Raw genomic sequence first — 24732 nt, 5'->3', positions numbered from 1 at the left:
GCGTGTGTTCAGCCCACCCGCGCCAGCAGGCCCCTGACCGCCCAGTTGAAGGTGTCCGGCGCCTCCATGGCGGAGAGGTGGCCCACCCCGGGGACGACGGTGAGCAGGGCGTCCGGCAGCACCGCCGCCATCGCCTCGGCGTCGGCGACCGGGGTGATCACGTCCTCCTCGCCGACCAGCACCAGCGCCGGGACGGTGACGCCGGCCAGCACGTCCAGGGAGCCGGGCCTGGCGGCCATCGCCCGCTGGGCCCAGGCCGCGGCCTGCGGGCTGGCCTGCTCGATCATCCAGCGCAGCCGCTCCACCAGCCGGGGCCGCTCGGCGACCGTGGTCGGGCCCAGCAGCGGCGTCGGGGTCTGCTCGTCCACCAGCAGCCGCACGCTGTCCCTGGCCAGCACCGCGGCGGCGATCCGCTCCCGGTTGGCCCTGGCCTGGTCGGTGTCGGGGGTGGCCTTGGTGTCCGCGAGCAGCAGCCCGGCCAGTCGTTCCGGGTGGCGCCGGGCCAGCGCCATGGCCACATAGCCGCCCATGGAGAGCCCGCCGACGACCGCCCGTTCGATCCCGGCCCGCTCCAGCAGGAGCGCCACGTCGTCGGCGAGCAGGTCGAGCGAGGGCTCGTCGCTGCCGAGTTCGGTTCCGCCGAAGCCGCGCAGGTCGACGGCGAGCACCCGGGCCTCGGTGCCGTCCGGGCCCGGCAGTTCGTCCAGTTGCGACTGCCACATCCGCGAGGAGAGCGGGAAGGCGTGCAGCAGGACCAGCGGGGTGCCGGATCCGGCCTCACGTACGGAGATTCGATCGGTCATGGCTGCAGCGTATGCGCCGCTCGGCGGTACCCACAGGGCGACACCGGGTGGTTTGTCCTAGTCTGACGGATAGTGAGCCGGAGGCAGGCCAGACCCCCAGGAGCGGCGATGATCGAGGTCCACGACCTGACCAAGCGGTACGGCGAGACCCTCGCCGTGGACCGGCTCAGCTTCCGGATCCCGCAGGGCGTGGTCACCGGCTTCCTCGGTCCCAACGGCGCCGGCAAGTCCACCACCATGCGGATGATGCTCGACCTGGACCGTCCCACCAGCGGCTCGGTCACCATCGACGGCAAGAGCTACCACCAGCTCCCCGAGCCGCTGAAGTACATCGGGGCGCTGCTGGAGGCCAAGGCCGTCCACCCGGGGCGCACCGCCTACAACCACCTGCTGTGGCTGGCCCAGAGCAACCGGATCCCGGCGTCGCGGGTGAACGAGGTGCTCGACCTGGTCGGCCTGCGCGAGGTGGCCACCCGCCGCTCCGGCGGCTTCTCGCTGGGCATGGGGCAGCGTCTCGGCATCGCCGCGGCGATGCTGGGCGACCCGCAGATCATGATGTTCGACGAGCCGGTCAACGGCCTGGACCCGGAGGGCATCCTCTGGGTCCGCAATCTGATGAAGTCCCTGGCCGCGGAGGGGCGCACGGTGTTCGTCTCCTCGCACCTGATGAGCGAGATGGCGCTGACCGCCCACCACCTGGTGGTGATCGGCCGGGGCCGGCTGCTCGCCAATGTCTCCATGAACGACTTCATCAGCCAGAACTCGCACGGCTTCGTCCGGATCAGGACGCCCCAGCCGGAGGCCCTGCTGGACGTGCTGGCCGGCGCCGGGCTCAGCGCCACCCCGCTGTCCGGCGGGGCTTCGAGGTGATGGACGGCGACCCGGCCCGGATCGGCGACCTGGCCAGGGACCACGGGATCGCGCTGCACGAGCTCAGCCCGCAGCGGGCCTCGCTGGAGGAGGCGTTCATGCAGATGACGGCGGACTCGGTGGAGTACCGGACCGGCCCCGCACCGACCAGGGAGAGCTGAGATGGCGAACACCGGAGCGGTCCTGCTCTCCGAGTGGACGAAGATCAAGACGGTCAGGTCCACCGTGATCACCCTGCTGACCGCGTTCGTGGTCACGGTCGGGCTGGGCGCGGTGATCAGCCTGGTCTCCAACAGCCAGTGGAACAACCTCTCGGACCAGGACAAGCTGACCTTCGACCCGGTCTCCACCGCCTTCGGCGGCATCCTGCTGGGTCAGCTGGCCCTGATCGTCTTCGCGGTGCTGGTGGTCGGCAACGAGTACAGCAGCGGGATGATCCGGGTCACCCTGGCGGCGGTTCCGCAGCGCGGCACGCTGCTGCTGGCCAAGGCCGCCGTGGTGGTGGCCCTGGTGCTGCCGGTGGCCCTGCTGACCAGCTTCACCACCTTCTTCCTCGGCCAGGCCCTGCTCGGCGACCACGGGGTCTCGCTGGGCGACCCGCATGTGCTCCGGGCGGTGCTCGGGCTGGCGATCTACATGACCTTCATCGCGCTGCTGTCGCTGGGCGTGGGCTTCATGCTGCGCAAGCCGGTGCTGTCACTGGGCCTGCTGATGCCCTTCTTCTTCCTGATCGCGCCGATCCTGGCCGCCGTCCCCAAGGTCAAGACGGTCGCCCACTACTTTCCGGACAGCGCGGGCACCCAGATGACCCAGGTGGTCAGCAGCTCCGACTCCCCCTACGGGCCGATCGCCGGCTTCTTTGTCTGCCTGGCCTGGGTCGCGGTCTGCCTGGCCGGCGGCTATCTGCTGCTCAGGCAGCGGGACGCCTGAGGCCGCACGCTCTCAGTAGCGCGGGGCGTTGCGGCCGCGCTGGACCGTCCGGCCGCGCCGCTCGCGGGCGTTCCAGCAGGCCCGGTGCCAGTGCCTGCGGTCGTCCACCCCGCCGACCGCGCCCATCTCGTTCACCGGCCAGGCCACCAGGTGGCCGGTGCCGGGCGGGATCTCCTGGTCGCAGCCGGGGCAGCGGTAGAACTTGCCGCTGTCGCCGGCCACCCCGCGGACCTTCCAGTCCTCACCGCGGTAGCTCTCGGTCTGCTCGTTGAACCAGCCGCCGCCACCGCTCGAACGCGGTTCCGATGGCTCACTCCCCCGGGGGCGACTGCGGCGCGGTGACACGTTTCTCCCTTGGTGGGCGAGGATGCTGGTGCCCCTCCAGAGTAACGGTCCGAGTCGCTCGAACTCCTAATAGCACAAGATCCCTTGTTCCTCCAGGGGCGGACCCCAATTCCACCCGTAATCAGGCTCTCGGACCCAAATTCGCGTGCCAGCGGCACATGACATGAGTTACTCCAGTGGGAGATGCGGGACCGAAGTTCCCCGCGGGACCGAGGAGTTGATTCCCATGTCGGCCAGGACCAGGATCTCGGCGAGAAAGAGCGGCGCCGGTAGCAGCGTCAGCAGCGGCCTCAGAGTGCCCCGGCAGCGGGCCGCGCCCCGTACCGTGCCCAGGCCCGCGCCGCTGGTGGTGGGCGGTGGCGCGGGGCCGATCAGGACCGGCGCCTTCCTGCTCTGCGCCCAGTTCCCGGGCCAGGGCCACGCGGAGGCACTGGACCGGGCGGTGTCCGCCGCGGTCGCCGCCGAGCAGGCCGGCCTCGACAGCGTCTGGCTCGCCGAGCACCACTTCGTGCCCTACGGCGTGTGCCCCTCCGCCGCCACCCTGGCCGCGCTGCTGCTCGGGCGCACCAACAGGATCAGGGTCGGCACCGCCGTCAGCGTGCTGCCGACCCAGCACCCGGTGGCGCTGGGCGAGCAGGCCGCGCTGCTGCACCTCACCTCCGGCGGACGCTTCACCCTGGGCGTGGGCCGCGGCGGCCCCTGGGTGGATCTGGACGTGTTCGGCGGCGGGGTGGAGGCCTTCGAGAACGGCTTCCCCGAGGCGCTGGACCTGCTGCTGCGCTGGCTGCGCTCGTCCCGGGTCAGCGGCTCCGGCCCCCGCTACAGCTTTCCCGAGGTCGCCGTGGTCCCCCGGGCCACCGAGCACCCGCTGCCGCTGCCGCTGCCCGGCGGCAGCAAGGGCCCCGAGTATTCCGGCGCAGCTGCCTCCGGGGCGGCCGCCGGCGCCGGTACCGAGGGGCCGCCGGTGCTGGTCGCCTGCACCTCGCCGAACACGGTCCGGCTGGCCGCCGAGCGCGGGGTGCCGATGCTGCTGGGGATGCACTCGGGCGACGCCGACAAGGCGGCCATGGTCGCCCTCTACCGCAAGTCGGCCCGGGAGGCGGGGCGGACCCAGGAGCAGATCGAACAGGTGGAGGCGGAGCACATGGCCGCGGGCGTGGCCCAGATCGAGGACAGCGCCGCCGAGGCGCGCCGGGTGCTGCTGAAGTCCATGCCGGGCTGGTTCCACTACGGCCTCTCCGCGCACCGCACGGTGGACGGGAGGGAGCGGAGGATGCGCGATCCGCACGAGTACACCGAGCTGCTCTGCGACCTGCACGCGGTCGGGACGCCCCAGCTCTGCGCCGACCGGATGGCGGCGACGGCCGAGCGGACCGGGGTGCGCCGCTTCGCCCTGCTGGTGGAGGGCTCGGGGGACCGGGAGTTGACGCTGCGCAATGTGCAGCGGCTGGGGGCGGAGGTGCTGCCGCTGCTGGCCTGAGCCGTGCCCGCCGGCCTGGTCCGAGGCCTTGAGCCGCGCCGCCCCGCCGACGTCGGGAGAACCCGCCGGCGGGTGGACGCGGATCCTCAGCAGTCCCTGAGTACCTCGGACTGGTTCAGGAGTTGGGCGCGGACCGAGGTGAAGAGCGCGTACCTGACCTCGGAGCCGGGGCCGGGCGGGAACACCGCAACCCGGTGGCAGTTCTGGAACGCCAGGCGGACACCGAAGTGCCGCTCCAACGATCCCCGGATCGCATCACTCGCCATCGCGCGGAGCAACTGGCCGCGGGCCTGCTCCGAAGGAGGCGGTACCTGGTTGTCGGCGAACTCGCTGCTGTCGACCTTCTGCTGGGCGACCAGCGAGCTGATCAGGGCCCACGCGTAGGGCAGGGAGGTACGGACGCAGTCGACGAATTCCCTCTCGTCGACCTCGCCTCGCTCGGCCTTTTCGAGCAGGGCCGGTGAGACGTCGAGCGACATGGGTTCTCCTCTCGCATGCCTCGAGAGCCGGTCGGCCCTCTGAGGTGGTGCTGCTGTGCGAAGGGTGCTGTACCGCCCCCTGGAGGGAGGAGGCGTACGGAACAGGGTCCCAGGGGATACGGGTACTTGGGGCGGAACAACGTATTCCGTCTCGATACGGCCCAGATCCGGCCGAACAGTACGGGAGGAACCGGTCGTTGGCACCGGGGCTCCCTTCCGCAACACCCTGTGACTCACCGTAGGCCAGCGTGCACAGGAGCACCAGAACACCGTGTACAGAACAAGCCATACCGGCAGTGTCCCGAGTACGCCCCGTGGCCCTTTCACAAAGCCAACGCGGGCCCTGCCCAAACGGATCCCGAGTAACGCCTTTCCCCGCCGAATCGCTCCGAATGGCCCCGGTGGGCTAGCGTGGTCGGCCGTGCGTCTCGTAATTGCCCGCTGCTCAGTCGACTACGCAGGCCGGCTCACCGCCCACCTGCCGTCCGCCCCGCGGCTCATCCTGGTGAAATCCGACGGTTCCGTCGCCATTCACTCCGATGACCGCGCCTACAAGCCTCTCAACTGGATGTCCCCGCCCTGCACCCTCAAGGAGGGCGAAGGGCAGTGGACGGTCGAGAACAAGGCCGGAGAGAAGCTCATCATCACCTTGGAGGAGGTCATGCTCGACTCCTCGCACGAACTCGGGATCGATCCCGGACTGATCAAAGATGGCGTGGAAGCGCACCTGCAGGAGCTGCTCGCGGACCGGATGGAGGTGCTCGGCGCAGGCTGGACGCTGATCCGGCGCGAGTACCCGACCGCGATCGGACCGGTCGACATCCTCTGCCGGGACGGCTCGGGGACGACCGTCGCCGTGGAGATCAAGCGTCGCGGCGACATCGACGGGGTGGAACAGCTCACCCGCTACCTGGAGCTGCTGAACCGGGACACGCTGCTAGCCCCGGTGAAGGGGGTCTTCGCCGCCCAGCAGATCAAGCCGCAGGCGCGGGTGCTGGCCCTGGACCGCGGCATCAGCTGCGTGGTGCTCGACTACGACGGGCTGCGCGGGATCGAGGACGACAAGCTCAAGCTGTTCTGAGCAGGACCGGGTCCCCGGTGCCCGCGGTCAGACGACCGGGGGCGCCGGGGGTGCCGGCTGCTGCGACGAGGGCAGCGGGGCGCTGGCCGAGCTGGTGTCGGTGGTGCTCGTGCTGGGGCTCGGCGTGGGCGAGTCCGTCGGCGGAGGAGTCGTCGGGGTCGTCGGCGGGGGCGGTGGCGGGGTGGTGTGGGTCTTGGTCGGCTTCGGCGTCTTGCTCGGCGTCGTGCCGTGGCTCGGCGGCGGCGTGGCCGTGGCCGAGGGGGTGAGGCCGGGGCTGGTCGGGTCGTTCCCCGGATCGCCGGGATCGCCGGGCGCGGTCTGCCCGTCGGAGCCGTGGGACGGGGTCGCCGTGCCGGTCGGACCGCCGCTCGAGGAGGTGGCGCCGACCGGCGCCACCCCGGCGCTGCCGGTGGCGGTCGGCCCGGGGATGGCCGGGCCGGTGTCGCCCACCGCGGGCGAGACCGTCATCCCGGTGCCCGCGCCGGCCTTCTCGAACGCGCCGAAGCCCAGCGCGACGCCCGCGCCGAGCACGCCCATCAGCACCACTCCGGCGGCCGCCAGCGCGATCTGACGCCGCGACGCCCGCGGGTCGTCGGTCCGGTTGAACGGCAGCACCCGGCGCAGCCCGCCCCGTCCGGGACCGCTCCGCCCGCCGAGGACCAGGGTGCGTCCGGGCAGCAGCGTGCCCATGTGCTCCAGCTGCTTCAGCGCCCGCCGTCCGGTCGCGGTGCCGCGGGCGTCGCCGAGGGCGCCGCGCAGCGCCACCGAGGCCTCCAGCTCGGCCCGCGAGCGGTCGTACGCACCGACGCAGAGCGCCAGCACACCCAGCTCGTGGTGGAACCAGGCCTCCTCGGCCACCGCCGCGGTCGCCCGGGCGGACTCGAGGCCGAAGCGCAGCGACCGCTCCCAAGCGCCCCAGCGCAGCCCCAGCGCGAAGGCCGGGGCGCAGGCGCGGGCCAGGTGGACCACCTGGTGGTGCCGTCCCTGCTCGCGGTCCGCGTGCATGACGGCGAGCAGGACCTCGGCCTCGGCCGCGATCTGATCCTCCGTCACCGAGGCGTGGCCGGTCCACCAGGCGAAGTGCTGGGCCGCGTCCCGGGTGGCGTCGGCGGTCGGCCACTCGGCGGCGAGCAGCGCCGCCACTCCGCCGACCAGGCGGTGGTGCCGGGCGCCCACGGGGGCGGCCAGGCCGGCCGCGACCAGCTCGGCCAGCGCCTCCTCGCCGTGGCCGACGTCGATCAGCGCGGGCAGGTGCGGGGCGCTCGGGATCTCGCCGCCGAGCGCGGTGGCGAGCCGCAGGGTGCGCCGGCCGCCGTCGCTGAGGCCGCGGGCGATCCTGACCGCGGGCGCGGCGCTCTCGGCGACCGAGGGCAGCGGCACCGGGTCGACCAGCGGCGCCTCGTCGTCCCTGACGTGCTGGCTGAGGTAGGCCTCGAAGCCGCCGGGGGCGGGCTGGCGGGTCGGCACCAGCTCCCCCCTGGCGGCGGTCCCCCGGGACGGTCCGGCCTCGAGCGCCGCGGGTCCGGCCCACTCGGGGCCGGGCACTCCGGCCGCCATGGCCTCGATCGCGGTCTCCCGGTGCCGCAGCAGCGCGGCGGCCTGGACGAAGCGCAGCGGCAGGCCCTCGGACTCGAACCACAGGTCCACCGCCCAGGCCCGCTCGGTCTCGTCCAGCGAGCGTCCGGCCAGGCGGGCCAGCAGGGCCAGCGAGGACTGCCGGGAGAGTCCCGGCAGCCGGGTGTCCTCCAGCCGTCCGGCGACCGGCGAGTTGGCGCCGAGCGGGGTGGCGGAGGCGGTGCTGGAGGTGATCAGGAAGGCGCTCTCGGGAGCGGCCGTGAGCAGCTCCTCCAGCGCCTCGCCGCTGAACTCGACGTCGTCGACCACGACCACGGCGCACAGCTCGCGCAGCAGCTCGGGCAGCAGCCCGCGGCCCGGACGGTAGCCGGGGGCGTGGTGGGTGGCGCTGAACAGGTCCTGCAGCAGGTCGCCCGAGGTCCGGGCGTAGCCGGTGAGCCGGACCACCCCGGCCGGGGCGAGCCCGGCGCAGGCGGTGGCGACGGCGTCCAGGATGGCCGAGCGGCCGGAGCCCTGCGGGCCGATCAGCCGGACCGAGCGGCCCTGCAGCAGCTGTCCGCGCAGCCGCTCGCACAGGGCGTCGCGCTCCAGCAGGCCGCTGGCGACCCGGGGGCGGACGGTCGGGTCGGCGGGCGCCGGGGTGGCCTGCGGCTGGAGTCCGGGCGGGCAGTCGGCGGCGGTGCTGCCGTCAGGGGCGTTGACGGCGAGCTGAAGCCCCCCGGTGACGACGGTTCCGGTACGGGTGCTGCCGTCGGTGGCGGTCTCGCCCTGCGGGAGTTCCAGCGGGGCCGGTGCGACCCTGACGAGTTCGGCGGAGGCAGCGCCGCGCTGGCGAACCGGCAGGTTCGCGATGGATTCGGACGGGGCTATTCGGGCGAGTGTCGGCGACTCGGTGCCGTCGGGGATTCGGTCGGCCGAGCCGTCCCCGTCGCCTTCGCCCAGAGTGGGTGGGTTCATTATCCTCTTTCGCCCCCGGAGCTTCGCATACTCTTCCGCAAGCGGTGCCCCGGGGGGAGAGGGGCCGACCATACTGTTATGGGAAAGTCATCTTACGAAGGTGCGGAAACCGCCGCTTCGGGGACTTCGGGGACATAGCCCTCGATCGCCAGGATCCGGTGCAGCCTGGTCGCCACCAGCAGCCGCTGCAGCTGGGCCGGGACGCCGCGCAGCACCAGCCGCCGCCCGCCGCGCCCGGCCCTGCGGTGGGTGCCCATGATCACGCCGAGCCCGGTGGCGTCCCAGGAGTCCAGCAGCGACAGGTCGAGCACCAGGTCACCGCAGCCGTAGTCGACGGCCCGGTGCAGCACGGAGCGGGCGTCGGCGGCGGTGCGCACGTCGAGGCGCCCCTCGATGGTGAGCCCGGTGTGGTCACCCCTGATCCGCATGCGCGCTCCCCATGGAATAGCTGTTGAACTGATGCTTCTCTCATCTGACGCGGAAGCAGGTGTCGGGGTTGCTGGCCACGGCGACATTGAGAGCGAATTCACCCCTTCGGGTGAGTATTTTTCTTCTCGGTTCGCACTACTTTTCGTAACTGTAGAAACCCTGACCGCTCTTGCGGCCGAGATCCCCGGCGGTCACCATCCGGGCCATGATCTCCGGCGGCGCGAACTTCTCGTCCTGGGTCTCGGTGTAGATGTTCCTGGCGGCGTGCAGCAGGATGTCCACCCCGGTCAGGTCGGCGGTGGCGAGCGGGCCCATCGCATGGCCGAAGCCGAGCCGGCAGGCGGTGTCGATGTCCTCCGCCGAAGCCACCCCGGACTCGTAGAGCTTCACCGCCTCCACCACCAGGGCGGAGATCAGCCGGGTGGTGACGAAGCCGGCCACGTCGCGGTTCACCACCACGCAGGTCTTGCCCACGCCCTCGGCGAACTCCCGTGCGGCGGCCAGGGTCTCGTCGCTGGTCTTGTAGCCCCGCACCAGCTCGCAGAGCTGCATCATCGGCACCGGCGAGAAGAAGTGCACCCCCACCACGGACTCCGGACGCTCCGTCACCGCCGCGATGTGGGTGATCGGGATGGCCGAGGTGTTGGTGGCCAGCACCGCGCCGGGACGCACGATCCGGTCCAGCGCCCGGAACAGCTCCTGCTTGACCTCCAGCTGCTCGAACACCGCCTCCACCACCAGGTCGGCGTCGGCCACCGCGTCCAGGTCGGTGCTGGTGGTGATCCGCGCCAGCGCCGCCTCGGCGTCCTCGGCGCTGAGCTTGCCCTTGGCGGTGAAGCGCTCGTAGGAGCTGCGGATCCCGGCCAGCCCGCGGTCCAGCGCCGCGTCCGTCACATCGCGCAGCACCACCTGGTACCCCGCCTGGGCGGAGACCTGGGCGATGCCGGAGCCCATCAGGCCGGCTCCGATCACGGCGATCTGCTTGGCCACGGTGGTACCCCTTGCGTGTGTGGGAGGGACAACGCTGTCCTGCTTTGAGAATCTAACGTCGCGGATGCCTCCAGGGCGACGGGAAGCCGTCTTCCAGTGGCGAAGCTCACGCTCGATAATGAGAGGTGAACTGAGGGGCGGCATCGTGGGACGAATGGAACCGGTCATCCAACTGGCGGTCCCTGTGGTGGTCCTGGGCATCCTGGTGGCCCTGCTGCGCTGGACCTGGAGTCCGCGCAAGGGGCGCTCGCTGGTACCGCGTACGCCCCGGCGCGGGGCACCGAACGAGTACGGGCTGCTGGTCGCGGTCGCCGCGCCCGCCGACGACGCCGAGAGCACCCGGCTGACCGCCCTGCTGGACGCGGCCGGCATCCGGCACACCCTGGTCGACACCACCGCCGGAACGCGGCTGATGGTCTGGCCGGACTCCGCGCCCAGCGCCCGCAGGCTGCTCCGCGACACCGGGGCGGCGCCCTGAGGGCCGCTGACGGCCCTGCTGCGGACCTACGGCAGCAGCCCGATGCCCGGGTCGGGCTCCCTGCTGACGTCCGCGCCCAGCGCGTTCAGCTGCTCGACCAGTCCGGCGTAGCCCCGGTCGATGTGGTGGATCTCGGACACCAGGGTCACTCCCTCGGCCACCAGGCCGGCCAGTACCAGGCCCGCTCCGGCCCGTACGTCGGTCGCCTGGACGGGAGCGCCGGAGAGCCGGGGGACGCCGCGCAGCACCGCGTGGTGGCCGTCGGTGCGCACCTGGCCGCCGAGCCTGGCCAGCTCCTGCAGAAAGACGAAGCGGGCCTCGAAGATGTTCTCGGTGATCATCGAGACGCCCTCGGCCACCGCGTTCAGCGCGGCGAACTGCGGCTGCAGGTCGGTGGCGAAGCCCGGGTACGGCAGGGTCACCACGTCCACGGCCTTCGGCCGCCGGTCCATCACCACCCGGAAGCCGTCCGGCACCGCGCTGACCTCGGCCCCGCAGGCGGAGATCTTGTCCAGGGCGATCCGCAGGTGCTCGGCCCTGGCGTGCTCCACGGTGATGTCGCCCTGGGTGATCGCCGCCGCCACCGCGAAGGTTCCGGCCACGATCCGGTCCGGGACGGTCTCATAGGCCACCGGCGACAGCTTCGGCACGCCCTGCACCTCGATGGTGGAGCTGCCGGACCCGCCGATCTTCGCCCCCATCGCCTGCAGCATCAGGCACAGGTCGACGATCTCCGGCTCGCGCGCGGCGTTGTCGATCACCGTGGCGCCCTCCGCGAGCACCGCCGCCATCAGGATGTTCTCGGTCGCGCCGACGCTGGGGAAGTCAAGCTCGACCGAGGCCCCGGTCAGCCCGCCGGGGGCGGAGGCGATCAGGAAGCCGTGCTCATTGGTGATCACCGCGCCCAGCTTGGTCAGCCCGTCGATGTGCATGTCCAGGCCGCGCGACCCGATCGCGTCCCCGCCGGGACGGGCCACCCGCACCTGACCGCAGCGGGCCAGCAGCGGCCCCAGCACGGCGATGGACGCGCGCATCATCCGGACCAGGTCGTAGTCGGCCTCGTGGCCCGGCACGGCCGGCACGTCGATCACCGCGGTGCCGCTGTGGTGGCCGGGCAGGGTGGACCACTCCAGCGCCACCGTGCAGCCCATCCGCCGCAGCAGCTCGGCCATGATCTCCACGTCGAGGATCCGCGGCAGGTTCCCCAGCCGGGTCTGACCCTCCGCCAGCAGCGAGGCCGCCATCAGCTTCAACGCGCTGTTCTTCGCCCCGGGCACGCGCACCCGTCCCGCGAGCCTCGCGCCGCCCACCACCCGCAACCGTTCCGTCATTCTTGGCATCGTACGGGTGGTGCCGCCTCAGCGGTTCTCCCCCGGCACCCAGAGCACGTCGCCGATCTCCTTGTTGGCCGTCCTGGCCAGGATGAACAGCAGGTCGGAGAGCCGGTTGAGATAGGTCGCGGCCAGCGGGTTGATGCTGTCGCCGTGCTCCTCGATCGCGGCCCAGGTGCTGCGCTCGGCCCGGCGCACCACGGTGCAGGCCAGGTGCAGGTACGCCGCGCCGGGGGTGCCGCCGGGCAGGATGAAGCTGCGCAGCTTCTCCAGGTCCTCCAGGAAGCGGTCGCAGTCCTGCTCAAGACGGTCCACGTAGGTCTGCAGCACCCGCAGCGGGGGGTACTTCGGGTCCTCGACCACCGGGGTGGCCAGGTCGGCCCCGACGTCGAAGAGGTCGTTCTGGATCCGGGTCAGCACCGTGTTCAGCTCGGAGGTCAGCCCGCCGCAGGCGATGGCCAGGCCGATCGCCGCATTGGCCTCGTTGCTGTCCGCGTAGGCGGCGAGCCGGGGATCCGTCTTCCGGGTCCGGCTCATGTCGCCGAGCGCGGTGGTGCCGTCGTCGCCGGTCCTGGTGTAGATGCGCGTGAGGTTGACCATGCCGCCGAGCTTAGGGCCTTCCGGCGACAGGCCTCAGGCGACGTTGACGCGCTGGCCGGGCGGGGCGGCCTCGAGCCAGGCCAGGAAGCCGGTCAGGGCGTCCTCGCTCATCGCCAGCTCCACCGGCTCGCCGGCGTGCAGACAGGTGAGCACGATCGCGTTGGAGAGCAGGGCGAGCTCCTCCTGCCCCTGCGGGGTGCGGCGGTGCAGCACCTCGATCCGGGAGCGCTTGAACACCTTGCGCGGCCGCGGGGAGTAGCTGAAGACCCGGAACCACTCCACCGAGTCGTGGTTGTAGCGGCCGATGCCGAAGACCCAGCCCTTGCCGCCGTTGTCGGCGCCGGCCGAGGCCGGGGCGGGCGCGGAGCCGGAGGGCAGCGGGGCGTCCGGGTCGACCACGGGCGGGGCGCCCACCGGGCCGGTCGGCAGCGGGATCTTCAGCCGCACCGAGCAGTCGAAGGTGCCGCCGGGGCGCTGGATCAGCCGCCGGCGCACCGCGAAGGCGCCGAGCCCGCAGAGGGCGGCCAGCAGCACCGCCACGACGATCACCACCACCGCGAGGACCATGCCCTGCCACCTCCCTCGCCCGTCGGCCCATGTGCCTTTTCAACGGCCGTTCCGCCCCGGGGGTAACTCTCGTTCTCCCGTGCGATCCGGCTGCTGCGGATACAGCGGTCCCGGGGCGACTCGCGTGCCCCGGGACCGGTCGTGCAGGTCAGTCAACAGCAGCCCTGCCGGGCTTGTTCCTAGGAGGGTACTAGCGGCTTGCCGCCGCCTGGATCCGCACCGAGGCGCGGCGCTCGGCGCCCGCCTCGGAGTCGGCCCTGGCAGCGCTCAGAGCCCGCTCGGCCCGCTCGACGTCGATCTCGTCGGCGAGTTCGGCGACCTCGGCCAGCAGCGACAGCTTGTTGTCCGCGAAGGACAGGAAGCCGCCGTGCACCGCCGCGATCACGGTGGTGCCGTCCGCCTGGCGGATGGTCACCGGGTCGGACTCCAGCACACCCAGCACCGGGGTGTGCCCGGCCTGGATGCCGATGTCACCGGACTTGGTACGGGCAAGGACGATCGTGGCCTCGCCCGACCAGACCTTTCGGTCGGCCGCGACCAGCTCGACATGCAGCTCAGCCACAGTGGGCTCCTCGGTCTTGATGCCCGTGCCGTAAAGCCCGGGTTGCGGAAAGAATAACGGTCCACCCGATCGGACCCGCAATCGGGTGGGGGTACGGACGAGGGGCGGTCCCGTACGGGGCCGCCCCTCGCCTTCGAGCAGCCGTTCGCCGAACTACTTCTTGGCGAGCTCGGCGGCGTTGCGCTCCAGGTCGTCGATGCCGCCGCACATGAAGAAGGCCTGCTCCGGAGTGGAGTCGTACTTTCCGTCAGCGATGGCGGTGAACGCGTGGATGGTCTCGTCCAGCGGAACCGTGGACCCGTCGACACCGGTGAACTGCTTCGCCACGTAGGTGTTCTGGGACAGGAACCGCTCGATGCGCCGGGCGCGGTAGACGGTGACCTTGTCTTCCTCGCTCAGCTCGTCGATACCGAGGATCGCGATGATGTCCTGGAGGTCCTTGTACTTCTGCAGGATCCCCTTGATGCGGATGGCCGTGTCGTAGTGGTCCTGCGCGATGTAGCGCGGGTCCAGGATCCGGGACGTGGAGTCCAGCGGGTCGACGGCCGGGTAGATGCCCTTCTCGGAGATCGGACGGGAGAGCACCGTCAGAGCGTCGAGGTGGGCGAAGGTGGTGGCCGGGGCCGGGTCGGTCAGGTCGTCCGCGGGAACGTAGATCGCCTGCATCGAGGTGATCGAGTGACCGCGGGTCGAGGTGATGCGCTCCTGGAGGAGACCCATCTCGTCGGCCAGGTTCGGCTGGTAACCCACCGCGGAGGGCATCCGGCCGAGCAGGGTCGACACCTCGGAACCGGCCTGGGTGAACCGGAAGATGTTGTCGATGAACAGCAGCACGTCCTGGCCGACCACGTCACGGAAGTACTCGGCCATGGTGAGGGCCGAGAGCGCGACCCGGAGACGGGTGCCCGGGGGCTCGTCCATCTGGCCGAAGACCAGGGCGGTCTTCTCCAGAACGCCGGAGTCCTTCATCTCCTCGATGAGGTCGTTGCCCTCGCGGGTACGCTCACCGACACCGGCGAAGACCGACACGCCACCGAAGTTCTCGGCGACGCGGTAGATCATCTCCTGGATGAGGACGGTCTTGCCGACACCGGCACCACCGAACAGGCCGATCTTTCCACCCTGGACGTACGGGGTGAGCAGGTCGATGACCTTGATGCCGGTCTCGAACATCTCGGTCTTGGACTCGAGCTGGTCGAAGCGCGGGGCGACCCGGTGGATCGGCCAGCGGGTGGTGACCGTGGCCTCGAACTCCGCCTTGTCCGCGTTCAGGACCTCACCGAGGGCGTTGAAGACCTTGCCCTTGGTGATCTCGCCGACCGGGACCGAGATCGCCGCACCGGTGTCGGTGACACCGGTACCGCGCTGCAGACCGTCGGTCGGCTGCATGGAGATGGCGCGGACCAGGCCGTCGCCGAGGTGCTGGGCTACCTCGAGGGTCAGGATCTTGCGGCCGGTACCGTCCGGCGCGTCGATCTCGACCTTGAGCGCGTTGAACATCGCCGGCATGGCGTCGACGGAGAATTCCACGTCGACGACCGGACCGATGACCCGCGCGACACGGCCGGTGGCCGTCGCGGTCTCAACAGTGGCAGTCATATGTCTAGTCACTCCCCGCGTTCGCGTCGGCCAGGGCGGTAGCGCCACCGACGATCTCGCTGATTTCCTGGGTGATCTCGGCCTGTCGGGCCGAGTTGGCGCGCCGCGAAAGCGACTTGATGAGGTCGCCCGCGTTGTCGGTCGCACTCTTCATCGCACGACGCCGGGCGGCGTGCTCCGAAGCGGCCGACTGCAGCAGCGCGTTGTAGATCCTGCTCTCGACGTACCGGGGCAGCAGGGCGTCCAGGACGCCCTCCACCGACGGCTCGAAGTCGTAGAGCGGGAAGGGGCCGTGCTCCTTCGCCGCGGCCTGCGTCTGCTCCAGCTTGAGCGGGAGCAGGCGCAGGTCCACCGGGTTCTGCGTGAGCATCGAGACGAACTCGGTCGAGACCACGTGCAGTTCGTCCACGCCGCCCTCCGCCGTGTCCTTGACGAAGGCGTCGATCAGGTCGGCCGAGACCGTCTTGGCGTCCTGGTAGGTCGGCTTGTCCGAGAAGCCGGTCCACGAGGCCGCGACCGGCATCTCACGGAAGGCGTAGAAACCCAGGCCCTTGCGACCGACCATGAACGTGACGACCTCCTTGCCCTCCGCCTTCAGGCGGGCCGTCAGTGCGACGGCCTGCTTGATGGCGTTGGAGGAGTATCCGCCGGCCAGACCGCGGTCGGAGGTGACCACCAGTACCCCGGCGCGAACCGGGTTCTCCGGCTCGGTCGTGACCGGGTGCTTGGCGTTGGACCTCGTCGCGACCGCGGTCACCGCACGGGTGAGCTCGTCCGCGTACGGGGAGGAGGCCGCCACCGCGCGCTGCGCCTTCATGATGCGCGACGCGGAGATCATCTCCATCGCCTTGGTGATCTTCTTCGTCGCGGTGACAGAGCGGATCCGGCGCTTGTAGACCCGAAGCTGTGCTCCCATGGGCCGTTACCGTCCTTTCCGTCTCTCGTCAGGCCGAGTCGCCGAGGAGCGCGCCCTGGGAGGTGGTGAACTCCTTCTTGAACGAGGTGATTGCCTCGGTCAGGGAGGTGATCGTGCCGTCCTCGAGCTTGCTGGTCTCGACGATCGTGGTCAGGACGCCCTTGTGCTCGCGGCGCAGGTAGTCGAGGAACTCGCGCTCGAACTTGCGGATGTCCACGACCGGGACGTTGTCCAGCTGGCCGGTGGTGCCGGCCCAGATCGAGACGACCTGCTCCTCGACCGGGAAGGGCTGGTACTGGCCCTGCTTGAGCAGCTCCACCATCCGGGCGCCACGCTCCAGCTGGGCCTTGGAGGCCGCGTCCAGGTCGGAACCGAAGGCGGCGAACGCCTCCAGCTCGCGGTACTGGGCGAGGTCCAGACGCAGTCGGCCTGCCACCGACTTCATGGCCTTGATCTGCGCCGAGCCACCGACCCGGGAGACCGAGATACCGACGTTCACGGCCGGGCGGATGCCCGAGTTGAACAGGTCGGACTCAAGGAAGCACTGGCCGTCGGTGATCGAGATCACGTTGGTGGGGATGTACGCCGAGACGTCGTTGGCCTTGGTCTCGATGATCGGCAGACCGGTCATCGAGCCCGCGCCCAGCTCGTCCGACAGCTTGGCGCAACGCTCCAGCAGACGGGAGTGCAGGTAGAACACGTCACCGGGGTAGGCCTCGCGGCCCGGCGGGCGACGCAGCAGCAGCGACACCGCGCGGTACGCCTCGGCCTGCTTCGACAGGTCGTCGAAGACGATGAGGACGTGCTTGCCGTCGTACATCCACTCCTGGCCGATGGCCGAGCCGGTGTACGGGGCGAGGTACTTGAAGCCGGCCGGGTCGGACGCCGGGGCAGCCACGATGGTGGTGTACTCCAGCGCGCCCGCCTCCTCCAGCGCACCGCGCACGGAGGCGATGGTGGAGCCCTTCTGGCCGATGGCGACGTAGATGCAGCGGACCTGCTTCTTCGGGTCGCCCGAGCGCCAGTTGTCGCGCTGGTTGATGATCGCGTCGATCGCCACCGCGGTCTTGCCGGTCTGGCGGTCGCCGATGATCAGCTGGCGCTGGCCGCGGCCGATCGGGGTCATCGCGTCGATGGCCTTGATGCCGGTCTGCAGCGGCTCGTGCACCGACTTGCGGACCATGACGCCGGGAGCCTGCAGCTCCAGGGCGCGGCGGCCGCTGGACGCGATCTCGCCGAGGCCGTCGATCGGCTGGCCCAGCGGGTCGACCACGCGGCCGAGGTAGCCCTCGCCCACGGGGACCGACAGGACCTCGCCGGTGCGGCGGACCGTCTGGCCCTCCTCGATTGCGCTGTACTCGCCGAGGACGACGACACCGATCTCGCGGGTGTCGAGGTTCAGCGCGAGGCCGAGGGTTCCGTCCTCGAACTTCAGCAGTTCGTTCGCCATGACCGAGGGCAGACCCTCGACCCGGGCGATGCCGTCAGCCGTGTAGGTGACAGTGCCGACCTCTTCACGCGAGGCGGCGTCCGGCTGGTACGACTGGACGAAGTTGTCCAGCGCGTCCCGGATCTCCTCCGGCCGGATCGTGAGCTCCGCCATCTGGGTTCCCTGCTCTCCTAGTTGCGATCCTCGGCCCGCCCGTGGAGGGCCGCAAGTATTCGACTCTCGGCCAGCATGTCCACTGACCGTATAAACCGACCGAGGGTCGGATGCTGCTTGGGCTCTAGCCCGCTTTCCTGCTCAACCCGCCAGGCCCTGTCGCGCGCCGTCCATCCGGCTCTCGACAGTGCCCTCGATGATCTCGTCGCCGATCTGGACCCGGACACCGCCGAGGACCGAGGGGTCCACGTCGATGTTCAGGTGGACCTGCCGGCCCACCAGCCGCGCCAGCGAAGCGGCGAGCCGTTCCTTCTGCGCGTCCGACAACGGCACCGCGGCGGTCACCAGGGCGACCACCCGACCACGCCGGCCCGCGGCGAGCCGGGAGTACTCCTCCAGGCCGCCTTCCAGGCTACGTCCACGCGGCTGGGTCACCAGGGCGGTGATCAGCTGCACGGTCTGCGGCTTGGCCTTGCCTCCGAGCAGGTCGCGGACCAGCTCACCCTTGGCGGCGGAGTCCGCGGCACCGTCGGTGAGCGCGGCCCGCAGCTCGGGGCTGCCGGCGACGATCCGTCCGAAGCGGAACAGCTCGTCCTCGACCTCGTCCAAGGCACCGGCCCGGTCGGCGCCGATGACCTCGGCGAGCGAGGCCAGCTGCTCGATGCCGTCGACCAGGTCGCGGGAAGTCGCCCAGCGGGACCGGACCATGCCGGCCACCAGGTCGAGCGTCTCCGCGCCGACCTTGCCGCTGAGCAGCGCGGTGGCCAGGTCGGCCTTGCGCTGTCCGGCGGTCGCCGGGTCGGTGAGGGTCCGTCGCAGTCCGACCTCGCGGTCGAGCACGGCGGTCACCGCGAGCAGGTCGGCACCGAGGGCGACCAGGTCGACCGAGGTGCTGTCGGTCAGGGCTTCCAGGCGCTCGCGTGCTGCGGCGTTCGACTGACGTGTGGCGCTGCTCACTTGGCGGCGCCCGCAGCCTCGGCCGACTTCGCGTCGAGCTCGTCCAGGAAGCGGTCGATGATCCGGCTCTGCCGGGCGGAGTCCTCCAGGGACTCGCCGACGACGCGGCCGGCCAGGTCGGTGGCGATCCGGCCGACGTCCTGACGAAGCACGTTCGTCACCTGACGGCGGTCCGCCTCGATCTGGGCGTGGCCCGCGGTGATGATGGCCTCGCGCTGGCGCTGGCCCTCTTCCTTCATCTCCGCGATGATCACGGCGCCCTGCTCACGGGCGTGCTCGGTGATCCGAGCGGCCTCGTGACGGGCCTCCGCAAGCTGGTCCTGGTACTCCTTGAGGGTGCGCGCGGCCTCAGCCTGCGCCTCCTCCGCCCGTTCCAGGCCACCCTCGATCGCGTCGTGCCGCTCGTCCAGGGTCTTCTGGATGTTGGGCAGAAGCTTCTTGCCGAGGACGCCGAAGACGATGCAGAAGCAGAGCAGGCCGATGATGAGCTCGGGCAGAGCGGGGATCAGGGGATTCTGAGCCCCCTCCGCAGCCAAGTTCTTCAGCATGTCTGAACCTTTCATCAAGTGTGGCTACTGGTCCGGTCGGTTCAGCTGCTGAAGATGAACGGGACGACCAGGCCGAGGAGGGCCAGAACCTCACAGAGCGCGAAGCCCAGGAACATGTTCTGACGGATGATCGGCATGGCCTCGGGCTGACGGGCCATGGCCTCGATGGAGTGGCCGAAGACGACGCCGATGCCGACGCCCGGGCCGATCGCGGCCAGACCGTAGGAGATGGCGCCCAGGCGGCCCGCGACAGTGGCGCCGGCAGCGAGCTCAACCGCAGAGTGGATGGCAGACATTGTTCCCTGTCTTCCTTGTGATGCGATCCGTTGGGGGGCTTCCCAGCGGAAGTCTGGTGGGGTGGGAGGGTCAGTGACCCTCTTCAAGCGCTCCGCTGATGTAGAGCGAGGTGAGCAGCGTGAAGATGTAGGCCTGCAGGAACTGGATCAGCACCTCGAAGGCGGTCATGGCGGCGGCCATGACGAAGGATCCGGCCGAGAAGAGCGCGAAGACCTTCGGGGTCAGCAGGTACCAGGTGGCGGCGCTGAACATCACGATCAGCATGTGGCCGGCGAACATGTTGGCCCAGAGCCGCACCGCGAGGGTGAAGGGGCGCAGGATCACGTTCTGCAGGAACTCGATGACCACGATCAGCGGGACCAGCCAACCGGGCAGCCCCTCCAGCAGGGTGAGGTGCTTCCAACCGCCGACGAAGCCGTGGGTCTTGAACGTGAGGTACATGTACGTGATCCACACCAGCACCGCGATGGACACCGGGTACGCGAAGCGCGACGCCACGGGGAACTGGGCCAGCGGGATGATGGACATGATGTTCATGATCCACACGAAGAAGAAGATCGAGGTCAGGAAGGGGACGTACTTGTCGCCCTTCTTGCCGATCACATCGCGGGCGATGCCACGGGAGATGAAGGTGTAGCCGATCTCGCCGATCAGCTGCAGCTTGCCGGGCACCAGCTTGGGCTTGCCGAAGGCGGCCCAGAAGAAACCGACGACCAGCAGCATGCAGATGATCGCCAGCAGCATCGGCTTGGTGAAGTCGAAACTGCCGATGCTGAAGATCGGCTTGAAGTCGAACGAGTTGAGACCCGGTGCGGGGAAGCCACAACCCGACGGCGAGATGTGGCACCCGCTCTCAGCGAGCATCAATGGGGTACTCACCCGTGACTCCTTCGTCGTGACGCATAAGAACTGCAACCTTGTGTGTCGGTGCGGCCTGTATGGCCACGGTTCGGCACGGGGGACGTGGGCTGGTGGCGCCGCTGATCGACTCGGTTCACCGGTCGAAACTCACCGGTCGAGGATCGGACGCCCCCGGGAGGGGACTGAAGTCCCTTTCGACCGGATGCGATTCCGGACGATAGCAGATGGGGATGAACCGGCTTTACCCCGCCCTTACGCCGCATCTCGGGACTCCGCCTGCACAGGCACCGAGGGCTCGGGGTCGACGTAGAGGATCTTGCTGGTCAGGGTGTAGCGGACCTGGCCGCCCACCCAGGCCAGCGCGGTGACCAGCAGCGTGAGCGCGAAGGCCCTGCCGCTGAACAGGGTGGTGTCCTTGAACACGACGACGAAGACACCGATGAGCAGCATCTGCACCGCGTAGACCAGCAGGCCGGCCATCATCACCAGCTGCGGCTTGTTCTGGGTCAGGCGCATCAGCGCCCAGAAGCCCGCACCGAAGAACACCGCGACCACGGCCAGCGCGACCAGCGCACCGACCAGGCCCTTGGAGCCGGCGAACACCGTGCTGAGCACAGCGGCAACGACCCCCACCGGAGCAGCCAGCATGGCTGATCCACGGAGGATCTGGGCGTCGTTGGACAGCATCGTCGTCAACTCCGGCGCGATGGAATGGAAAGGCGATCAAGGGAAGTGAAAGGAGAACGAGCACGTGATCACAGACCCGCGAGGCGGGTCGCGACCGAACGACCTTCTCCCATAAGGTCCTTCGGCTCATCTACCTGATGTCGTGAACGGTATCACAAGCTATTTGGTGAGGTCTTTACCCTAGAGCTGTGCTTCTTGCCACATGAGCCTCACTCGGAGGGATTAACGACCGTTTCGTCCGGATGCGCCCGAATGCCGTCCGGCGGCGTGCGCACCGGTGCCGATCTTGCGCAGCAGCTCTTCGTCCTCGTGGGAAAAGGAATCCGCAAGAACACCGGCACTTTCCGGGGCGATGGCGTCACCCTGGGTAAGAACTTCTCTTACCTCTTCGGCCTCTTCGGTCGGGCGGCGGTAGCGCGGGGGGAGGAAGCGCTCGGCCATCCGGGGAGCGTGCGGCTTGAAGCGGGGCATCAGCAGCACGATGATCCCGATCAGGCAGGCCGCCATGGCGATCTTCACCGCCAGCAGCGGGGTGCGGTTCACCGAGAAGGCCACCGTGGCGAAGGCGAACAGGGCCGCCCAGAAGTACATGATCATGACCGCGCGGCTGTGCGAGTGCCCGATCTGCAGCAGCCGGTGGTGCAGGTGGCCCTTGTCGGCCGCGAACGGCGACTGGCCGTTCCAGGTACGGCGCACCACCGCGAGCACCAGGTCCGCCAGCGGGATCGCGATCACGGTCAGCGGCAGCAGCAGCGGGATGTAGATCGGCACCATCGCGTGCACCGCGTCGGTCTGCGAACCGGTGGTGATGACGCTGGGGTCGACGCGGCCGGTCAGCGAGATCATCGAGACCGAGAGCACCAGGCCGAGCAGCAGCGCCCCCGAGTCGCCCATGAAGATCCGGGCCGGATGCAGGTTGTGCGGCAGGAAGCCCAGGCACATCCCGACCAGGATCGCGCTGAACAGCGTGGCCGGCAGGGCGTCGGTGATCCCGTAGCCGAAGGACAGCCGGTAGGAGTAGGCGAAGAAGGCCAGCGCCGCGATGCAGACCATGCCGGCCGCGAGCCCGTCCAGGCCGTCGATGAAGTTGACCGCGTTGACGCTGATCACCACCAGGGCCACCGCGATGAAGGTGCCCCAGGTCTGGTGCAGCACGACCGTGCCGACCCCGGGGATCGGCAGCCACAGCACGGTGACGCCCTTGAAGACCATGACGCCGGCCGCGACCATCTGGCCGCCCAGCTTCACCAGGGCGTCCACGCCCCACTTGTCGTCCAGCACCCCGATCACCCACATGATGGTGGCGCCGGCCAGCAGCGCGGGGACGTCCCCGGTGTTGGTGAAGATGGAGGACAGCTTGTTGAGGTGGGCCGCCACCAGCAGGCCCGCGCACAGGCCGCCGAACATGGCGATGCCGCCGAGGCGCGGAGTCGGCTCCTTGTGCACGTCCCGGTCGCGGATCTGCGGCATGGCGCCGGCGATGATCGCGAATTTGCGCACCGGTCCGGTGAGCAGATAGGTGACCGCGGTGACGACGCACAGCGTCAGCAGGAACTCACGCATCAGCAGCGCCCTCCAATATTGCGGTCGGCACCCCCGTGACTTCGGCTGAGCATAGCGGCCGAGTCGGGTGGGCTGGGTGGTGTTGGTGCGGCACGACAGCGCACCACCCTATGCACAGGGACGCTTGGAGCCACTATTGCGGTTTTGTCTATACGTACCTATAGCCATCAATCTTCGTGCACGTCGACCGGAAAGCGCCCGGCGATCGCCCGCACGTCCGCCGCCACCGCCCGCACCTCGCCCTCCCCCTCGGCCCGCAGGGCCCGGCCGATCAGGACGGCGAGTTCGTTCATCTGCGTCTGCCCCATTCCCTGCGTGGTCACGCAGGCCGTGCCGGAGCGGATGCCGGAGGTCGCGGCGGGCGGGGCCTCGTCGAAGGGCACCGCGCACTTTCCCAGCAGCAGGCCCACCGCCTCGCAGCGCTGCTCCACCTCGCGTCCGCTCAGCCGCAGCGGACGGGCGTCGGCGGTGACCAGGTGGGTGTCGGTGCCGCCGGTCAGCGGACGCAGCCCCTCCCCCGCGAGTCCGGCGGCCAGCGTCTGCGCGTTGGCCACCGTGCGGCGGGCGTAGTCGGCGTACTCGGGCCGCGCGGCCAGGCCCAGGACCATGGCCTTGGCGGCGATCTGGTTCATCGCCGGGCCGCCCTGGGTGAACGGGAACACCGCCCGGTCGACCCGTCCGGCCAGCTCCGCGGTGCACAGCAGCAGCCCGCCCCTGGGGCCGCCGAGCAGCTTGTGGGTCACCCCGCAGACCACGTCCGCGTAGGGCACCGGGGATTCCAGCGCTCCCCCGGCCACCAGGCCGATGGTCTGCGAGGCGTCCGCCACCAGGTAGGCGCCCACCTCGTCGGCGATGGCCCGGAAGGCGGCCCAGTCCAGGGCCCGCGGATAGGAGATCGCCCCGGCCATGATCGCCTTGGGGCGCAGCGCCCGGGCCAGGTCCCGCACCTGGTCCAGATCCACCAGGCCGTCCCGCTCGCGCACGCCGTAGCTGGTGAACTCGAACCAGCGGCCGGAGAAGTTGGCCCCGGAGCCGTGGGTCAGATGGCCGCCGTGCTGCAGCGACATCGCCAGCACCGCGTCGCCCGGGCGCAGCAGCGCGGCGTAGGCGGCGAGCACCGCGGTGGTGCCGGAGTACGGCTGGACATTGGCGTGCGCGGCCCCGAACAGCGACTTCGCCCGCTCCACCGCGAGTTCCTCGGCGGCGTCGGCGAACTCGCAGCCGGTGTGGTGCCGCTGCCCCGGATAGCCCTCGGCGTACTTGTCGCCCAGCGGGCCGGCCAGGACCGCGCGGACGGCGGGCGAGCAGAAGTTCTCCCCCGCGAGCAGGTGCACCTGCTCCGCCCTGCGCCGGAGCTCGCCCGCCAGGACGTCGGCGAGCTGCGGATCCTGCACGCTGAGCTCTGCCATCCCTACGCTCCCTGCGCCGTATCACTCCCTGGGAGTCCGTTCCCTGGGAAGCCACTGCCTGCGCACTCACTCTAGGACGGGAGTAATCGTTACGCCTGGGCTAAGCGGGCACCCGGGCCACCCCGGTCAGCGCGGTCACGATGGGATCGAGCGCGTCGAAGATCTCCTCGCCGCAGTTGCGGAACATCCCCAGCGGAGCGCCGTACGGGTCGTCCACCTCGTCCGCCTCGGGGGTCGCGGCGAGCAGCCAGCCGCGCAGCGCGGCGGCGGCGCGGACCAGCACCCTGGCCCGCTCGGCGATCTCGCCGGGGACCTCGGCGGCCTCCGGCAGGGTGGCCGCGTCTATCGCCTTCACCAGCCGGGTGAACTCCTTGAGGGTGAAGGTGCGCAGCCCGGCGGCATGGCCCATGGAGATCACCTGGGCCCGGTGGTCCAGGGTCGCGGTCAGCACCAGGTCGGCGCCGATGACGTGCTCGTCCAGCAGCTCGCGGCCGACGAAGCCGCGCGGGTCGGCGCCGTACTCGCCGAGGATCTCGGCGGCGTTGGACTCCATCGGCGCACCCTCGTGGCCCCAGGTGCCCGCGCTCTCCACCAGGATGTCGCCGGCCCGGGAGCCGAGCCGGTGGGTCAGCTCGTGCCGGGTCAGCCGCTCGGCGATGGGCGAGCGGCAGACGTTCCCGGTGCACACATAGAGGATCTTGAAAGCGCCGTGCCGGGGCTCCGCTCCCCCGTAGTACGGACGGGGCAGCGGGCGGGCGTGCCGACCGCTCCCCTGACCGGAGAGGCTGCCCAGGGGAATGACGGAACCCGCCGCG

25 protein-coding genes and 1 pseudogene are annotated in these 24732 nt (G+C 70.4%); 5 read left to right on the top strand and 21 right to left on the bottom strand.

What is annotated here, in order from left to right; translation table 11 throughout:
* Positions 1–8: 8 nt before the first annotated feature.
* A complete protein-coding gene (locus ACXKR8_RS32865) occupies positions 9–803 on the bottom strand; it encodes an alpha/beta fold hydrolase (protein WP_458268205.1) in 795 nt (264 codons plus the stop codon).
* 108 nt (positions 804–911) lie between these two features.
* On the opposite strand from ACXKR8_RS32865, the pseudogene ACXKR8_RS32860 reads away from it, so the two are divergent.
* Positions 912–1834 (top strand): annotated as a pseudogene (locus tag ACXKR8_RS32860) (ATP-binding cassette domain-containing protein).
* 1 nt (position 1835) lies between these two features.
* Positions 1836–2603, top strand: a complete 768-nt coding sequence (locus ACXKR8_RS32855) for an ABC transporter permease (protein WP_458268203.1) — start codon at positions 1836–1838, stop codon at positions 2601–2603.
* A 12-nt stretch (positions 2604–2615) separates the two neighbouring features.
* On the opposite strand, the gene ACXKR8_RS32850 is transcribed toward ACXKR8_RS32855, so the two are convergent.
* Positions 2616–2948: an ATP/GTP-binding protein gene (locus ACXKR8_RS32850; RefSeq protein WP_458268202.1), complete on the bottom strand. Its 333-nt coding sequence runs from the start codon at positions 2946–2948 to the stop codon at positions 2616–2618.
* A gap of 370 nt (positions 2949–3318) precedes the next feature.
* On the opposite strand from ACXKR8_RS32850, the gene ACXKR8_RS32845 reads away from it, so the two are divergent.
* On the top strand, positions 3319–4428 hold the full coding sequence (locus tag ACXKR8_RS32845; protein WP_458275140.1) for an LLM class flavin-dependent oxidoreductase: 1110 nt from the start codon (positions 3319–3321) through the stop codon (positions 4426–4428).
* A gap of 86 nt (positions 4429–4514) precedes the next feature.
* On the opposite strand, the gene ACXKR8_RS32840 is transcribed toward ACXKR8_RS32845, so the two are convergent.
* Entirely contained in the window at positions 4515–4907 is a 393-nt protein-coding gene (locus tag ACXKR8_RS32840) for an SCO5389 family protein (protein WP_458268201.1), read from the bottom strand.
* A 421-nt stretch (positions 4908–5328) separates the two neighbouring features.
* Here ACXKR8_RS32840 and nucS point away from each other — a divergent pair, with 421 nt between their 5' ends.
* A complete protein-coding gene (nucS, locus tag ACXKR8_RS32835; protein ID WP_458268200.1) occupies positions 5329–5988 on the top strand; it encodes an endonuclease NucS in 660 nt (219 codons plus the stop codon).
* 27 nt (positions 5989–6015) lie between these two features.
* On the opposite strand, the gene ACXKR8_RS32830 is transcribed toward nucS, so the two are convergent.
* The 3 genes from ACXKR8_RS32830 to ACXKR8_RS32820 all read right to left on the bottom strand — a co-directional run bounded on the left by ACXKR8_RS32830 (position 6016) and on the right by ACXKR8_RS32820 (position 9939).
* Positions 6016–8520, bottom strand: a complete 2505-nt coding sequence (locus tag ACXKR8_RS32830; protein ID WP_458268199.1) for an ATP-binding protein — start codon at positions 8518–8520, stop codon at positions 6016–6018.
* A gap of 92 nt (positions 8521–8612) precedes the next feature.
* Positions 8613–8948 (bottom strand): STAS domain-containing protein, encoded by a 336-nt coding sequence (locus tag ACXKR8_RS32825; protein ID WP_458268198.1) that lies wholly within the window; start codon positions 8946–8948, stop codon positions 8613–8615.
* 136 nt (positions 8949–9084) lie between these two features.
* The gene (locus ACXKR8_RS32820) at positions 9085–9939 is read right to left on the bottom strand and encodes a 3-hydroxyacyl-CoA dehydrogenase family protein (RefSeq protein ID WP_458268197.1); all 855 of its coding nucleotides are present in this window, start codon (positions 9937–9939) and stop codon (positions 9085–9087) included.
* Positions 9940–10093: 154 nt separating this feature from the next.
* On the opposite strand from ACXKR8_RS32820, the gene ACXKR8_RS32815 reads away from it, so the two are divergent.
* Positions 10094–10417 (top strand): hypothetical protein, encoded by a 324-nt coding sequence (locus ACXKR8_RS32815; protein ID WP_458268196.1) that lies wholly within the window; start codon positions 10094–10096, stop codon positions 10415–10417.
* A 26-nt stretch (positions 10418–10443) separates the two neighbouring features.
* On the opposite strand, the gene murA is transcribed toward ACXKR8_RS32815, so the two are convergent.
* From murA to ACXKR8_RS32740, 15 genes are all read right to left on the bottom strand, one after another.
* A complete protein-coding gene (murA, locus tag ACXKR8_RS32810; RefSeq protein WP_458268195.1) occupies positions 10444–11748 on the bottom strand; it encodes a UDP-N-acetylglucosamine 1-carboxyvinyltransferase in 1305 nt (434 codons plus the stop codon).
* 27 nt (positions 11749–11775) lie between these two features.
* Positions 11776–12348: a cob(I)yrinic acid a,c-diamide adenosyltransferase gene (locus tag ACXKR8_RS32805; protein WP_458268194.1), complete on the bottom strand. Its 573-nt coding sequence runs from the start codon at positions 12346–12348 to the stop codon at positions 11776–11778.
* Between the two features lie 33 nt (positions 12349–12381).
* Positions 12382–12915 carry a DUF2550 domain-containing protein gene (locus ACXKR8_RS32800; RefSeq protein WP_462099940.1) on the bottom strand — a complete coding sequence of 178 codons (534 nt, stop codon included), beginning with the start codon at positions 12913–12915 and terminating at the stop codon, positions 12382–12384.
* Between the two features lie 190 nt (positions 12916–13105).
* On the bottom strand, positions 13106–13477 hold the full coding sequence (locus ACXKR8_RS32795; RefSeq protein WP_458268192.1) for a F0F1 ATP synthase subunit epsilon: 372 nt from the start codon (positions 13475–13477) through the stop codon (positions 13106–13108).
* 153 nt (positions 13478–13630) lie between these two features.
* Entirely contained in the window at positions 13631–15076 is a 1446-nt protein-coding gene (atpD, locus tag ACXKR8_RS32790) for a F0F1 ATP synthase subunit beta (protein WP_458268191.1), read from the bottom strand.
* 4 nt (positions 15077–15080) lie between these two features.
* Positions 15081–15992, bottom strand: coding sequence for a F0F1 ATP synthase subunit gamma (locus ACXKR8_RS32785; RefSeq protein WP_458268190.1), 912 nt, complete (start codon positions 15990–15992; stop codon positions 15081–15083).
* A gap of 28 nt (positions 15993–16020) precedes the next feature.
* Positions 16021–17595 carry a F0F1 ATP synthase subunit alpha gene (atpA, locus tag ACXKR8_RS32780; protein WP_458268189.1) on the bottom strand — a complete coding sequence of 525 codons (1575 nt, stop codon included), beginning with the start codon at positions 17593–17595 and terminating at the stop codon, positions 16021–16023.
* Between the two features lie 141 nt (positions 17596–17736).
* On the bottom strand, positions 17737–18552 hold the full coding sequence (locus tag ACXKR8_RS32775) for a F0F1 ATP synthase subunit delta (RefSeq protein WP_458268188.1): 816 nt from the start codon (positions 18550–18552) through the stop codon (positions 17737–17739).
* Positions 18549–19100, bottom strand: a complete 552-nt coding sequence (locus tag ACXKR8_RS32770; RefSeq protein ID WP_458268187.1) for a F0F1 ATP synthase subunit B — start codon at positions 19098–19100, stop codon at positions 18549–18551. The genes ACXKR8_RS32775 and ACXKR8_RS32770 overlap by 4 nt, the downstream gene beginning before the upstream one ends.
* A gap of 41 nt (positions 19101–19141) precedes the next feature.
* Entirely contained in the window at positions 19142–19396 is a 255-nt protein-coding gene (gene atpE / locus ACXKR8_RS32765) for an ATP synthase F0 subunit C (RefSeq protein ID WP_458268186.1), read from the bottom strand.
* Positions 19397–19466: 70 nt separating this feature from the next.
* Positions 19467–20276, bottom strand: a complete 810-nt coding sequence (gene atpB, locus ACXKR8_RS32760) for a F0F1 ATP synthase subunit A (protein ID WP_458268185.1) — start codon at positions 20274–20276, stop codon at positions 19467–19469.
* 234 nt (positions 20277–20510) lie between these two features.
* Entirely contained in the window at positions 20511–20945 is a 435-nt protein-coding gene (locus ACXKR8_RS32755; RefSeq protein WP_458268184.1) for a hypothetical protein, read from the bottom strand.
* A gap of 222 nt (positions 20946–21167) precedes the next feature.
* On the bottom strand, positions 21168–22508 hold the full coding sequence (locus ACXKR8_RS32750; protein WP_458268183.1) for an MraY family glycosyltransferase: 1341 nt from the start codon (positions 22506–22508) through the stop codon (positions 21168–21170).
* Between the two features lie 167 nt (positions 22509–22675).
* A complete protein-coding gene (locus tag ACXKR8_RS32745; RefSeq protein ID WP_458268182.1) occupies positions 22676–23917 on the bottom strand; it encodes a serine hydroxymethyltransferase in 1242 nt (413 codons plus the stop codon).
* A 100-nt stretch (positions 23918–24017) separates the two neighbouring features.
* Entirely contained in the window at positions 24018–24665 is a 648-nt protein-coding gene (locus ACXKR8_RS32740; protein ID WP_458275139.1) for an arsenate reductase/protein-tyrosine-phosphatase family protein, read from the bottom strand.
* Positions 24666–24732: the final 67 nt, after the last annotated feature.

Source organism: Streptacidiphilus sp. PAMC 29251, from assembly GCF_054208735.2.
This window is presented reverse-complemented; position numbering and strand designations above follow the sequence as displayed.

What these genes read in the sequence shown, in the direction of transcription:
- ACXKR8_RS32865 (WP_458268205.1), bottom strand. Translation starts at nt 803, where the DNA reads ATGACCGATCGAATCTCCGTACGTGAGGCCGGATCCGGCACCCCGCTG.
- ACXKR8_RS32855 (WP_458268203.1), top strand. Translation starts at nt 1,836, where the DNA reads ATGGCGAACACCGGAGCGGTCCTGCTCTCCGAGTGGACGAAGATCAAG.
- ACXKR8_RS32840 (WP_458268201.1), bottom strand. Translation starts at nt 4,907, where the DNA reads ATGTCGCTCGACGTCTCACCGGCCCTGCTCGAAAAGGCCGAGCGAGGC.
- ACXKR8_RS32830 (WP_458268199.1), bottom strand. Translation starts at nt 8,520, where the DNA reads ATGAACCCACCCACTCTGGGCGAAGGCGACGGGGACGGCTCGGCCGAC.
- ACXKR8_RS32825 (WP_458268198.1), bottom strand. Translation starts at nt 8,948, where the DNA reads ATGCGGATCAGGGGTGACCACACCGGGCTCACCATCGAGGGGCGCCTC.
- ACXKR8_RS32815 (WP_458268196.1), top strand. Translation starts at nt 10,094, where the DNA reads ATGGAACCGGTCATCCAACTGGCGGTCCCTGTGGTGGTCCTGGGCATC.
- murA (WP_458268195.1), bottom strand. Translation starts at nt 11,748, where the DNA reads ATGACGGAACGGTTGCGGGTGGTGGGCGGCGCGAGGCTCGCGGGACGG.
- ACXKR8_RS32805 (WP_458268194.1), bottom strand. Translation starts at nt 12,348, where the DNA reads ATGGTCAACCTCACGCGCATCTACACCAGGACCGGCGACGACGGCACC.
- ACXKR8_RS32800 (WP_462099940.1), bottom strand. Translation starts at nt 12,915, where the DNA reads ATGGTCCTCGCGGTGGTGGTGATCGTCGTGGCGGTGCTGCTGGCCGCC.
- atpD (WP_458268191.1), bottom strand. Translation starts at nt 15,076, where the DNA reads ATGACTGCCACTGTTGAGACCGCGACGGCCACCGGCCGTGTCGCGCGG.
- ACXKR8_RS32785 (WP_458268190.1), bottom strand. Translation starts at nt 15,992, where the DNA reads ATGGGAGCACAGCTTCGGGTCTACAAGCGCCGGATCCGCTCTGTCACC.
- atpA (WP_458268189.1), bottom strand. Translation starts at nt 17,595, where the DNA reads ATGGCGGAGCTCACGATCCGGCCGGAGGAGATCCGGGACGCGCTGGAC.
- ACXKR8_RS32770 (WP_458268187.1), bottom strand. Translation starts at nt 19,100, where the DNA reads ATGCTGAAGAACTTGGCTGCGGAGGGGGCTCAGAATCCCCTGATCCCC.
- atpE (WP_458268186.1), bottom strand. Translation starts at nt 19,396, where the DNA reads ATGTCTGCCATCCACTCTGCGGTTGAGCTCGCTGCCGGCGCCACTGTC.
- ACXKR8_RS32755 (WP_458268184.1), bottom strand. Translation starts at nt 20,945, where the DNA reads ATGCTGTCCAACGACGCCCAGATCCTCCGTGGATCAGCCATGCTGGCT.
- ACXKR8_RS32750 (WP_458268183.1), bottom strand. Translation starts at nt 22,508, where the DNA reads ATGCGTGAGTTCCTGCTGACGCTGTGCGTCGTCACCGCGGTCACCTAT.
- ACXKR8_RS32745 (WP_458268182.1), bottom strand. Translation starts at nt 23,917, where the DNA reads ATGGCAGAGCTCAGCGTGCAGGATCCGCAGCTCGCCGACGTCCTGGCG.